Source organism: Herminiimonas contaminans (assembly GCF_015645465.1).
Taxonomy (GTDB): domain Bacteria; phylum Pseudomonadota; class Gammaproteobacteria; order Burkholderiales; family Burkholderiaceae_D; genus Oxalicibacterium; species Oxalicibacterium contaminans.
On record NZ_JADOEL010000001.1, the window covers coordinates 258,304 to 270,241 of the forward strand.

Consider the following 11,938-nt stretch of genomic DNA (forward strand, 5'->3'; position numbering starts at 1 on the left):
TTTATACAGTGTTTGGAGCCAGAAACCGTACTGTATAAAAAAACAGTGCTTTATGCAAGCTGCTCTTGCGATATTTTTGAAAACAGTCAAAAAGATTGTTTTTTGACATGTATTCATATCTGCAAGCACGGTGCCTGAAAAGTAACCCACATACTAGCAAGAGCGACTATTTCCTTCCAGCCGCAAGCTGATTTCCACGTAATATCTGCCTACCTGCTTACACCCTATCTATATGTGCACCGCCGCTGAATTATCCGAAATCGCTTATAAAAAAGAGAAGTCCGCCAGCCTGCGCCTGGCGAAACGCCTCGGCATCAGCGAGGAAGCAGCACTGAGCGAAATCTTGAGCAAAGTAGCAGGAAGCAGCCCTTTAAACGAACTGTTGACCCGACGACTGCAGGAAAAAGCACATATCGCTGCCAAGCTCGCCGCGCATAAACAGGCCAAACTCACAGCACGCGCACAGAAACAGGCGTCCCGGCAACCCGATGCCAGCGCATGGCTGGCCTGGTTCGATGGTTCCTGCCATCCAAATCCGGGCAAGATGGGCATAGGCGGCCTGCTCAAAAGCCCGCAAGGCACGGAGACCGAGATCAGTTTCCATGCCGGCATCGGTGATAGCAGCGAGGCGGAATACATCGCCCTCATCAGCGTACTGGAAACAGCCATCCAGGCCGGTGCCGATAAACTCATGATTTACGGCGACAGCCAGGTTGTCATCAACGATGTACTAAGCCAGAGCGGCGGTGCGACCATCCTCAGCGCACAGCGTTTAAAGGCGCAATGCCTGATCGCCCGCCTGCCGCAAGTGAGCCTGAACTGGATACCACGTCACCGGAATGCCCAGGCCGACGCCCTGTCACAACAGGCCATCCGTAACAGTGCGGCAGCGGCAAACCCGCAACAGGCCTAATATGTAAATAACAAGTCGCGCAGCATGACACTTGTCTTGCTGCTGCGAGCGAAACCCAATAGACTACGAGCCAACTTCCCCCTCCTGCCATTCCCATGCGAATCCTGCTTGCCGAAGACGATAGTGTGCTTGCCGACGGTTTAACGCGTTCCCTGCGTCAGTCCGGTTATGCCACCGATTGCGTAAAAAATGGAGCAGAGGCGGACTCCGTCCTGTCCACCCAAGATTTCGATTTACTCATACTCGACCTGGGGCTGCCCAAGATGTCCGGCCTTGAGGTCTTGCAGCGCCTGCGCGCGCGCAATTCGCGCCTGCCAGTACTCATCCTGACCGCCGGCGACTCAATTGAACAGCGCGTCAAAGGCCTCGACCTGGGCGCCGATGATTTCATGGCCAAGCCCTTTGCCTTGTCGGAACTGGAAGCACGCGTACGCGCACTGACCCGACGTGGCGCCGGAGGTGGTCCGACCGTCATCAAGCATGGTCCGCTCTCGTATGACCAGGTCGGTCGTATCGCTTATATCAACGATCAGATGCTGGATCTGTCCGCGCGCGAACTCGGCTTGCTCGAAGTTTTGCTACAACGCAGTGGTCGCCTGGTTTCCAAGGAACAGCTGGTCGATCATCTGTGCGAATGGAGCGAGGAAGTCAGCAACAATGCGATCGAAGTCTATGTCCATCGCTTGCGCAAGAAGATAGAAATTGGCGGTTTGCGCATAGCCACCGTGCGCGGCCTCGGTTATTGCCTCGAAAAATTTACCGAGACAGCTCCTAACACCATCGCGCCACCCGGCTAATCCAGCCTATGCCTGACGCCCAACGACTCGATGCGCAAGCCGATGCCGGTACGCCGCACAAGCCTATGGCGACGCGCACCAATGCGACCCAGCCGGAAGAACGCACGCAGCGTTCGCTGTTCGGTGAAATCCTCGACTGGATGCTGGTACCACTACTCTTGTTGTGGCCGCTCAGCATCGCCATCACCTACCTGGTCGCAAAGTCCATTGCGAATGAACCCTTTGATCGCGCACTCGAAGACAAAGTTACGGTCGTCGCGCAACAGGTCAAGGAAGTCAACGGCAAGGTCGTCACGCGCCTGACCGGCGCCGCCACCGACATTCTGCATGCCGACGATGTCGACAATGTGTATTACCAAGTACGCAATGCGGTCGGTGACATAGTCGAAGGCGATGGAGAAATACCATTGCCGAAAGATCTGGAGCCACCACCGCCGTGGTCGACCCAATTCCGCTACGACTTTATACGCAATACTGAAGTACGTATCGCCTACATTTATGTCGATTTGCATAAGACCCAGACCGCACCACAACTCAGCGTAGAGCCAAGAATGGCCCTGGTACAGGTAGCGGAGACGCTGGATAAACGCTCGCAACTCGTCAATCAAATCATCAAGGGCGTCATCGTGCCCGAATTCATCATCCTGCCGATCGCGCTGGTACTGGTGTGGTTTGCGCTGACCCGTGGTTTGCGCCCGCTGGCTGAATTGCAGCAACGCATACGCGAACGCCGTCCCGATGATTTAAGCCCTATCGATTCCGGTTACGTGCCGGAAGAAATCCTGCCACTGGTAGGCTCGCTGAATGAAATGCTGGAGCGTCTGTCGCAAAGTATCAAGATACAAAAACGCTTTATCGCAGACGCTGCGCATCAGATGAAAACACCGCTGGCCGGTATGCGCATGCAATCCGAACTGGCGCTGCGCCAGACCGATCAGGCTGAAATCCATAAATCACTGGAACAACTGGCCAAGAGTTCCAAATCGGCGACGCGCATGATCAACCAGTTGCTGGCACTGGCACGCGCCGAGAACCAGACGCCCACCACGCGCCCGCTGCTACCGCTGGAATTATCCGAACTGGCGCGCGACAACGTACAGGAATGGGTACAGACTTCATTCAACAAGAAAATCGATCTCGGCTTCGAGCAACCGGACTACCACATCATGGTCAATGGCGATGCCATCATGTTGCGCGAATTGCTGAACAACCTGATCGACAATGCGCTTAACTACACGCCTGCCGGTGGCCATGCCACCGTACGTGTACGCGCTGACGATGAAGCACGACTGGCCTTCCTCGAAGTCGAGGATACCGGCCCCGGCATCGCACCGCACGAACATAAACGCATCTTTGAACGCTTCTACCGCATCCTCGGCAGCAACGTCGAAGGCAGCGGACTGGGACTCGCCATCGTGCGTGAAATTGCACAGCAACATGGCGCAGAAATCGATATCCTTACTAATCCGAACTGCACCAATCCGAAAGCGCCGGGCTGCCTGATGCGTATCACGCTGCCACTGGAACAACCCGCACCATTCTTTGATGGCAGTATCTGATATGACCGCAAGCCAGCGAGAACAGACTTCCGAACGCGCACGACTCTATTGGCGGCGCACGAAAGTCATGACCTTCTGGCTGATGCTGTTGTGGTTCATCGTGACATTTTCTGCGATCTTCTTCGCCCGTCAATTGTCGGTCTACACCTTCCTCGGCTGGCCTATTTCCTTCTTCATGGCGGCACAGGGCAGCATCCTGATTTTTGTCGCCATCATCGCCTTCTACGGCTGGCGCATGCACAGACTCGACGACGCCTATAACCACGATAGCGAACATGAAAGATAAGTCCTTCTTCCAGCGCCTGGTTCGCTACTACCTGCTATACACGGTGGGTTTTGTGCTCTTCCTGTTTGGTGTCGCTATCCTTGAACACGAGGGCTTCCCGCGCGTCTGGATAGGCTACGTCTTCATGTTCTCCACCATCGTGGTGTACGCCACCATCGGTGTCATCAGTCGCACCTCCGACGTGCAGGAGTACTACGTCGCGGGACGTCGCGTGCCGGCATTCTTCAACGGCATGGCGACTGCGGCAGACTGGATTTCCGCCGCCAGCTTTATCAGCCTGGCCGGAGGCCTGTACTTATGGGGCTTTGACGGACTGGCCTACATCATGGGCTGGACTGGCGGCTTCGTGCTGGTTGCCTTATTGATCGCGCCTTATCTGCGCAAGTTTGGCCAGTACACCATCCCCGATTACCTGGCAGCGCGCTACACCGGACAGTTCAGCAACAATGTGGTGCGCGTCATCGCCGTGATCGCCACCATCATCGTTTCGTTTACTTATGTCGTCGCACAGATATACGGCGTCGGCCTGATTACCTCACGCTTTACAGGCGTCGACTTTTCGGTCGGCATCTTCCTGGGTCTCGCCAGCATCCTGGTGTGTTCCTTCCTCGGCGGCATGCGCGCCGTTACCTGGACCCAGGTAGCGCAATACATCATCCTCATCATCGCCTACATGATCCCGGTGGTCTGGCTGTCGATGAAGCATACGAATATGCCGGTCCCGCCTATCGCCTACGGCTCCGCGATTGCGCAATTGACCGAGCGTGAAAAAGTCCTGATTGACGATCCCAAGGAAAAAGAAGTACGGGCGATTTTCCGCCAGCGTGCCTATGACCTCGACGACCGCCTGGCGACCCTGCCAGAGTCATGGGAAAACGGCCGTGCCGAAATCCAGCACAATCTGGAAGCACTCAAACTCGGCAATGCCGCGCTACAGGACATCAAGCAAACCGCACGCGAACTGGCAGCCTACCCGCGTGATGCCGATGAAGCAGAACGATTATGGAAAGAGGAGCGGGCACTCAATCTCGAATTGGCCAAACCTCCGACCAGACACACCGAGCCCTTCCCCGGCGACAGCAAGGAAGCCTCGGATATCAAGCGCAATAATTTCCTCGCACTAGTCTTTTGCCTGATGCTGGGCACGGCCGCAATGCCGCATGTGCTGGTGCGCTACTACACCACGCCCAGCGTCAAGGAAGCGCGGCATTCGGTGTTCTGGACCTTATTCCTCATCATGGCGCTGTACATCACCATCCCGGCGCTGGCGGTACTGGTCAAGTACGACATCTACAGTTCACTGGTCGGCACCAGCTTCTCGCAATTACCGGAATGGGTTTCCTACTGGGCCAGCATAGATAAACTGCATCCGCTGGTCAGCATCAATGACGTCAATCGGGACGGCATCGTACAGCTGGCAGAGATCGTGATGGACGTCGACATCGTGGTGCTGGCAACACCGGAAATTGCTGGCCTGCCCTATGTCATCTCCGGGCTAATTGCCGCCGGTGGGCTGGCGGCTGCACTATCGACTGCTGACGGCTTGCTGCTCACCATTTCGAATGCGCTGTCGCACGACATCTATTACAAAACCGTAGATCCGCAAGCATCGACGCAAAAGCGCGTGACAGTGTCCAAACTGCTCCTACTCATGGTCGCATTGGTGGCCGCATATATTGCCTCCATGAAACCCGGCGATATCCTGTCGCTGGTCGGTGCCGCGTTCTCCCTCGCAGGGTCAGCCTTGTTCCCGGCACTGGTACTGGGCGTGTTCTGGAAGCGTGCCAATCAGCCGGGCGCCATCGCCGGTATGCTGGTCGGCTTCTCGGTATGCGCGTACTACATGATTCACACCCTGCCCGCTTTCGGTGGCTCGGCAACTGGACAATGGTTCAACATTGCGCCAATTTCCGCAGGAGTTTTTGGTGTTCCTGCCGGATTTTGTGCCATTATTGTCGTGAGTCTGCTGACGCGCGCCCCCGATCAACGTACAGAAGACTTACTGAAACATCTGCGCTCACCGTAAGCAGCACTCGCTCGATCTGGCATGCTTCTTGATATAGCTAGATTTCATCTCCATGAAAACTAAGAGTGAGCGACGCCATGCGAAAATTTTTCGACGAGATGTATATAGATGGCGCAAGCAACAACGTACGCGACCATTACCGTGAATTCGAAGCCTGGCTGGCGACCCAGTCGCCCAAGACCGTAGCGCGCAAGCGAGCGGAAGCCGACCTGATTTTCCGCCGGGTCGGCATTACCTTCGCCGTCTACGGCAATGAAGCCGGTACCGAACGTGTGATCCCCTTCGACATCATTCCGCGCATGATCACCGCGCGCGAATGGGCGCATATGGAAGCTGGCCTGGAGCAGCGTGTACGCACGCTGAATATGTTCATCCACGACATCTACCACGACCAGAACATCGTCAAGGCCGGCATCATTCCGCCCGAGCAAATTTTCCGCAACGCACAGTACCGCCCTGAAATGCAAGGCATCTCGGTCGCATCTGACATCTACGCACACATCGCTGGCGTTGATATCGTGCGCGCCGGGCAAGGTGAGTTCTACGTGCTGGAAGACAACCTGCGCGTGCCATCCGGCGTCTCCTACATGCTGGAAGATCGCAAGATGATGATGCGTCTGTTCCCCGAATTATTCGCCAAGCATCAGGTCGCACCAGTCGCACATTATCCCGACATGTTGCTGGACAATCTGCGCTCGGTTGCACCGATAGGTGTCACTGATCCGACCGTCGTCGTGATGACACCGGGCATGTATAACTCCGCTTACTTCGAACACGCCTTCCTCGCGCAGCAAATGGGCGTCGAGCTGGTCGAAGGACAGGATCTCTTCGTCAACGACAATGCGGTGTATATGCGTACCACGCGCGGCCCAAAACGCGTCGACGTGATCTATCGCCGCATCGATGATGACTACATGGACCCGCTCGCGTTCCGCGCTGATTCCACTCTCGGTGTGCCAGGCTTGCTCTCGGTGTATCGCTCCGGCCGTGTCACATTGGCGAATGCGATCGGCACTGGCGTCGCCGACGACAAATCGATTTATCCATATGTGCCGGACATGGTGCGCTTCTACCTGTCGGAAGAACCAATACTCAACAATGTCCCGACTTACCAATGCCGCAAAAAGGATGAACTGTCCTATGTGTTGGCGAATCTGCCAGATCTGGTAGTCAAGGAAGTGCATGGTGCCGGTGGTTACGGCATGCTGGTCGGACCTGCATCGACCAAGGCAGAAATCGAGAGTTTCCGCCAGCGCATCATCGCGCGCCCCGACGGCTATATCGCACAGCCTACGCTGGCATTGTCGGCCTGCCCGACCTTTGTCGAGTCAGGCGTGGCACCACGCCATATTGATTTACGCCCTTTCGTCCTGTCCGGCAAAACCATCTCTATGGTGCCCGGTGGCCTCACACGCGTCGCGCTGAAAGAAGGCTCACTCGTCGTCAACTCTTCACAAGGTGGTGGTACCAAAGACACCTGGATACTGGAGAACTAATATGCTCAGCCGCACCGCCGATCACCTGTTCTGGATGGCGCGCTACACCGAACGTGCCGAGAACACTGCACGCATGCTGGACGTGAATGTCCAGACTGCGCTGTTACCACAATCCGCCCGCAGCGCCGAACAAGGCTGGCGCGCCACGCTAGGTATTTCGGAATTGCAGGAAGCCTTCGACCTGAAATACGACAAGCTGACACCGCGTGATGTCCTGCATTTCATGGCACTCGACACTTCACACTCGTCATCGATTACCTCCTGCCTGCGTTCCGCCCGCGAAAATGCACGTGCAGTGCGTGGCACCCTCACCACCGAAGTCTGGGAAACACACAATACGACCTGGCTCGAAATGCAAAACCAGATCGATGAAAGCGATTTTGCAAACGATCCCAGCCCATTCTTTGAATGGGTCAAGCACCGTTCACACCTGTCACGTGGCGTCACGCTAGGCACCATGCTGCAGGATGAGGCATTGTTCTTCATCCGGCTCGGCACCTTTCTCGAACGCGCTGATAACACCGCGCGCATACTCGACGTCAAATTCCACGGTGCCAGTGCGCAAGCGGGCGAGAAGTCGAGCCACGAAAACCAGCTCGACTTTTACTACTGGGCCGCTATCCTGCGTTCGGTCTCGGCCTTTGAAATCTATCGCAAGGTTTATCGTGATGCGATTACCCCGGCACGCGTCGCCGATCTGCTCATGCTGAAAGCCGATATGCCGCGCTCACTGCTGGCCTCGCTCACCGAAGTGGTCAACAACCTGAGCATGGTCACAGGCGATCCGCATAACGACACCTTGCGCTTCGCAGGCAAGCTGCATGCAGAATTGAAATTCGCTACCATCAATGATGTCTTGCACGAAGGTTTGCACGACTACCTGACCGAATTCCTTGAAGACATTTACGAGCTGGGCAATCGCATCAGCCGTGAATTCCTCGTTCCATTGGCGGCATAAATGAAACTAGCCATCCGTCACGAAACCTTATATCGCTATACCTCGCCACTGACGTATACGATCCAGCAACTGCGTCTGACGCCGCGTGTGGAGACACACCAGCACTTGCTGTCATGGACCATAGACACATCCGGCCAACGCCATGCCTTTACCGATGCATACGGCAATCTGTGCCACATGCTGACGATCACCGACAGCCACGATACGGTGCGCATCGTTGTCACCGGCGAAGTGGAAGTGCTGCCTCTGGATAGAGGACGCTTGCTGGACAACGGCACCTTATCGCCACTGGTCTTCACTGTGCCGACCCGTTTGACCGAAGCGACCGATTACATCCAGGCATTTGCGGAGAAAAACCTGCACGGCACCGGGAGTAGCGAGCTGCTCAAACTGGCTGAAGCAATTTGTGGTGCGGTCGCGTACCAAAGCGGTGCGACTGCAGTTACCAGTACCGCCAACGATGCACTGCAACTGGGTCAGGGCGTATGCCAGGACCATGCACATTTGTTCATCGCCTGCTGCCACACGCGCAATATTCCGGTGCGCTATGTCTCCGGCTATATCGATTCCGGCAGCACCGGCCATGCCGAAAGCCATGCCTGGGTCGATGTCTGGGTCGAAGAACTGGATTTCACCGGCTGGGTCAGCATAGACGTCACGCACGCCTGCTTTGCCAGCGATGCGCATTGTCGCCTTGCGGTGGCGCGCGATTACGACTCGGCAGCCCCGGTCAGCGGAGTGCGGCGCGGCGGCGGTGAAGAATCGTTGGATGTAAGCGTCAAAGTGGTGCCCCTGTGTGCCCAGTAAATGAACAAAAGCCGGGCTTCCTGTAAAATTCGCGTTTTGCTTTTTCTCTGCTCACCATGACTTATTGTGTTGCGATGCGGCTGGACGCCGGGCTCGTGTTTCTGTCAGATTCGCGCACCAACGCTGGCGTTGATCACGTCGGTACTTTCCGCAAAATGAATGTTTTCGAGATCCCGGGCGAGCGCCTGATGGTCTTGATGACAGCTGGGAACTTGTCGATTTCGCAATCGGTCCGGCAAATCATTGCAGAACACACAACAGCTGGTGGCAAGAGCATCTGGAATGTCTCGTCCATGTATGAAGCAGCACAAGTTGTCGGTGAAGCAATCCGCATGGTGCATGACCGTGATGCCGGTACGCTGAAAGAATTCGGCATCGACTTCAATGTCAGCATGGTGTTTGGCGGACAGATCAAGGGCGAACGTTGCCGCCTGTTCCAAATGTACTCGGCAGGCAACTTCATCGAATCGCAGGACGAAAACACCTACTTCCAGATCGGTGAATCGAAGTACGGCAAACCCATTATCGATCGCGTCGTCACACCAGACACACCACTCGATGAAGCAGCGAAGTGCGCACTGATCTCGATGGACTCTACCCTGCGCTCGAATATCTCGGTTGGCCTGCCGCTGGACTTGCTGATCTACGAAACGGACAAGCTGGCCGTGACCCGCTTCGTCACCATCGACGAACACAATCAATACTTCCAGATGATACGTAACACCTGGGCCAAGCAATTGAAGACTGTGTTTGAAAGCATCAACGATCCGGTATGGAATGCCGCACCGGAAACCACCAGCAATGTCCTGTCCAGCCAGGGCCACAAGAACCAGCCGCTACGCATACAGGCGCCGGCCCAGTTCGGTATGGATAAAACCGTCAGCGCACCGGGTCCCTTGCAAACACTGGCGCAGGACGAAGGCAATAACCAACAGCACTAGCCCACACAAACGCCGTCCGGCAAATAAAAAAGGCTGCCACACTTGCGTGTCGCAGCCTTTTTGCTATGCGCTGGTCAGCGCTGATCTTTACAGCACGATGGTTTGTGCCTGGCCTTCTGCGCGTTCACGAATTTCACCGATGCGCATTACGGTTTCGCCAGCGGCTTTCAATTGTGCCATCGCTGCATCTGCATTTTCTTTCGACACGATAACGGTCATGCCGATACCGCAGTTAAAGACGCGATGCATTTCTGCGTCAGCCACGCCGCCGTGTTCCTGCAACCATTTGAACAATGGCGGCATGTCCCATGCACCGCTGTCCAGCACGGCAGTCAGATGCGGCTGCAACACGCGTGGAATGTTTTCGACCAGGCCACCACCGGTGATGTGCACCATGCCTTTGACTTCCATCGCGGCCATCAAAGCCAGCAATGGTTTAACGTAAATACGGGTAGGCTCCATCAATACATCAGCCAGCTTGCGACCATGGAAATCAGCGTTCAGGTCAGGATTGGCGACCGAGATGATTTTACGGACCAGCGAGTAACCGTTGGAATGTGCGCCCGACGAAGCCAGGCCCAGTACCACGTCGCCCGGGGCAATTTTGGTACCGTCGATGATTTTCGATTTCTCTACTGCGCCGACCGCGAAACCGGCCAGATCGTATTCACCTGCTGGGTACATGCTAGGCATTTCAGCGGTTTCACCACCGATCAGCGCGCAACCGGCCTGTTCGCAACCCTTGGCCACACCCTTGATAACGTCGGTTGCAATGGCAACATCCAGCTTACCGCAGGCGAAGTAGTCGAGGAAGAACAACGGTTCTGCACCTTGGACCAGGATGTCGTTAACGCTCATCGCGACCAGATCGATGCCGACCGTGTCGTGGCGATTCAATTCAAAAGCCAGTTTCAGCTTGGTGCCGACACCGTCGGTACCGGAGACCAGTACCGGCTCCTTGTACTTCTTGCTGATCTCGAACATCGCGCCGAAACCGCCCAGGCCACCCATTACGCCTTCACGCATGGTGCGTTTGGCAAATGGCTTGATCGCTTCGACCAGAGCATCTCCGGCATCAATGTCTACACCAGCGTCGCGGTAGGAAAGGGAAATATTGGAATTGGAACTCATGATGGATAGTCAGCAGAGGCAGTAAAATAGACGGTTATGGCCAGATGGCTAGCCTGTGGATCATTAGTTCTGGAGGACGGATCGGATCAGGATCACAATGAGCGGGAGTCATCGCGGGCAAAATCACTAAGCGCGCTTCCAAAACAGGACGATTCAGGCTCTATAATTCGGATTAGCCCGTATTCTAGCAAATCGATCCCCCTCCTCCGTCATTTGATGCCACTTTCTTTGCCTTGGGAACAAAATAAACCCGGATATGCTCGGGTATGCTGCACGGAATGGCGTTTTACCGGTTTTTCATACCGGTTGCGAACATTGCATTTTTTACAAATAAATATGACCAAACACGCATGAGGCAGTTGTTACTCGATTTACCCGCCGAAAAGCCACAGACGCTGGACAGCTTCGTGGTCGGCACCAACGCCGAACTGGCGCAATTACTGCACCGCCTGGCCGCAGGCCAGCCAAATGGCCTGGATGAACGCTTCGTCTACCTGTGGGGCGAGGCCGGCGCGGGCAAAACCCATTTGCTACGTGCGATGGCAGAAACGCCGCGGGCGCGCTACTTGGCGGCAAATGCCGGTACTGACGACTTCCTGTACGACCCGGCAACCACGCTATACCTGCTGGATGACAGCCACAAACTATCGCCGGAGGCACAAATCGCCGCGTTTGCCCTGTTTAACCAAGTGCGCGAACAAGGTGGCTGCCTGATTGCAGCGGGCAATGCCGCACCCACCAGCCTGGAGGTGCGGGAAGATTTGCGTACCCGTTTCGGCTGGGGTCTGATTTATCAGGTGCACGGCTTGAGTGATGAAGAGAAAATTGCCGCCCTTACGCATGCGGCCAACGCACGCGGGCTAACGCTGTCGCCCGGCGTGTTACCCTATCTCATTACGCATTTTGCGCGCGACATGCGCTCTTTATCAGCGATGCTGGACGCACTCGACCAATATTCGCTGGAAACAAAACGCCCGATTACCCTGCCTTTGCTGCGCGAATTGCTGCAACGGCAAGACTGAAC

At 55.7% G+C, this 11,938-nt stretch carries 11 protein-coding genes; 10 read left to right on the forward strand and 1 reads right to left on the reverse strand.

All coding sequences use genetic code 11. The features are described 5' to 3' along the window. Positions 1-232 precede the first annotated feature (232 nt). From IXC47_RS01135 to IXC47_RS01175, 9 genes are all read left to right on the forward strand, one after another. Entirely contained in the window at positions 233-913 is a 681-nt protein-coding gene (locus IXC47_RS01135; RefSeq protein ID WP_195874461.1) for a ribonuclease HI family protein, read from the forward strand. A gap of 95 nt (positions 914-1,008) precedes the next feature. Next, positions 1,009-1,710: a response regulator gene (locus tag IXC47_RS01140; RefSeq protein ID WP_012080712.1), complete on the forward strand. Its 702-nt coding sequence runs from the start codon at positions 1,009-1,011 to the stop codon at positions 1,708-1,710. A gap of 8 nt (positions 1,711-1,718) precedes the next feature. Further along, positions 1,719-3,269: a sensor histidine kinase gene (locus tag IXC47_RS01145; protein WP_195874462.1), complete on the forward strand. Its 1,551-nt coding sequence runs from the start codon at positions 1,719-1,721 to the stop codon at positions 3,267-3,269. Further along, on the forward strand, positions 3,256-3,555 hold the full coding sequence (locus IXC47_RS01150) for a DUF4212 domain-containing protein (RefSeq protein WP_230089330.1): 300 nt from the start codon (positions 3,256-3,258) through the stop codon (positions 3,553-3,555). Before IXC47_RS01145 ends, IXC47_RS01150 begins: the two co-directional genes overlap by 14 nt. Then, positions 3,545-5,581: a sodium:solute symporter family protein gene (locus tag IXC47_RS01155; protein WP_175625063.1), complete on the forward strand. Its 2,037-nt coding sequence runs from the start codon at positions 3,545-3,547 to the stop codon at positions 5,579-5,581. Before IXC47_RS01150 ends, IXC47_RS01155 begins: the two co-directional genes overlap by 11 nt. A 77-nt stretch (positions 5,582-5,658) precedes the next feature. Beyond that, positions 5,659-7,077: a circularly permuted type 2 ATP-grasp protein gene (locus tag IXC47_RS01160; RefSeq protein WP_195874463.1), complete on the forward strand. Its 1,419-nt coding sequence runs from the start codon at positions 5,659-5,661 to the stop codon at positions 7,075-7,077. A 1-nt stretch (position 7,078) separates the two neighbouring features. Next, entirely contained in the window at positions 7,079-8,035 is a 957-nt protein-coding gene (locus IXC47_RS01165) for an alpha-E domain-containing protein (protein ID WP_195874464.1), read from the forward strand. After that, a complete protein-coding gene (locus IXC47_RS01170) occupies positions 8,036-8,842 on the forward strand; it encodes a transglutaminase family protein (RefSeq protein ID WP_195874465.1) in 807 nt (268 codons plus the stop codon). Between the two features lie 56 nt (positions 8,843-8,898). Further along, positions 8,899-9,783 carry a proteasome-type protease gene (locus IXC47_RS01175; protein WP_175625059.1) on the forward strand — a complete coding sequence of 295 codons (885 nt, stop codon included), beginning with the start codon at positions 8,899-8,901 and terminating at the stop codon, positions 9,781-9,783. Between the two features lie 87 nt (positions 9,784-9,870). Here IXC47_RS01175 and purM read toward each other — a convergent pair whose 3' ends face one another. After that, the gene (gene purM / locus IXC47_RS01180) at positions 9,871-10,914 is read right to left on the reverse strand and encodes a phosphoribosylformylglycinamidine cyclo-ligase (protein WP_175625058.1); all 1,044 of its coding nucleotides are present in this window, start codon (positions 10,912-10,914) and stop codon (positions 9,871-9,873) included. A 350-nt stretch (positions 10,915-11,264) separates the two neighbouring features. Between purM and hda the strand changes: the two genes are divergently transcribed. After that, positions 11,265-11,936, forward strand: a complete 672-nt coding sequence (gene hda / locus IXC47_RS01185; RefSeq protein ID WP_195874466.1) for a DnaA regulatory inactivator Hda — start codon at positions 11,265-11,267, stop codon at positions 11,934-11,936. The last annotated feature ends 2 nt before the right edge of the window (positions 11,937-11,938 follow it).

Coding starts and splice junctions, on each gene's coding strand:
- IXC47_RS01145 (WP_195874462.1), top strand. CDS start 1,719: ATGCCTGACGCCCAACGACTCGATGCGCAAGCCGATGCCGGTACGCCG.
- IXC47_RS01135 (WP_195874461.1), top strand. CDS start 233: ATGTGCACCGCCGCTGAATTATCCGAAATCGCTTATAAAAAAGAGAAG.
- IXC47_RS01165 (WP_195874464.1), top strand. CDS start 7,079: ATGCTCAGCCGCACCGCCGATCACCTGTTCTGGATGGCGCGCTACACC.
- IXC47_RS01160 (WP_195874463.1), top strand. CDS start 5,659: ATGCGAAAATTTTTCGACGAGATGTATATAGATGGCGCAAGCAACAAC.
- IXC47_RS01150 (WP_230089330.1), top strand. CDS start 3,256: ATGGCAGTATCTGATATGACCGCAAGCCAGCGAGAACAGACTTCCGAA.
- purM (WP_175625058.1), bottom strand. CDS start 10,914: ATGAGTTCCAATTCCAATATTTCCCTTTCCTACCGCGACGCTGGTGTA.
- hda (WP_195874466.1), top strand. CDS start 11,265: ATGAGGCAGTTGTTACTCGATTTACCCGCCGAAAAGCCACAGACGCTG.
- IXC47_RS01140 (WP_012080712.1), top strand. CDS start 1,009: ATGCGAATCCTGCTTGCCGAAGACGATAGTGTGCTTGCCGACGGTTTA.
- IXC47_RS01170 (WP_195874465.1), top strand. CDS start 8,036: ATGAAACTAGCCATCCGTCACGAAACCTTATATCGCTATACCTCGCCA.
- IXC47_RS01155 (WP_175625063.1), top strand. CDS start 3,545: ATGAAAGATAAGTCCTTCTTCCAGCGCCTGGTTCGCTACTACCTGCTA.
- IXC47_RS01175 (WP_175625059.1), top strand. CDS start 8,899: ATGACTTATTGTGTTGCGATGCGGCTGGACGCCGGGCTCGTGTTTCTG.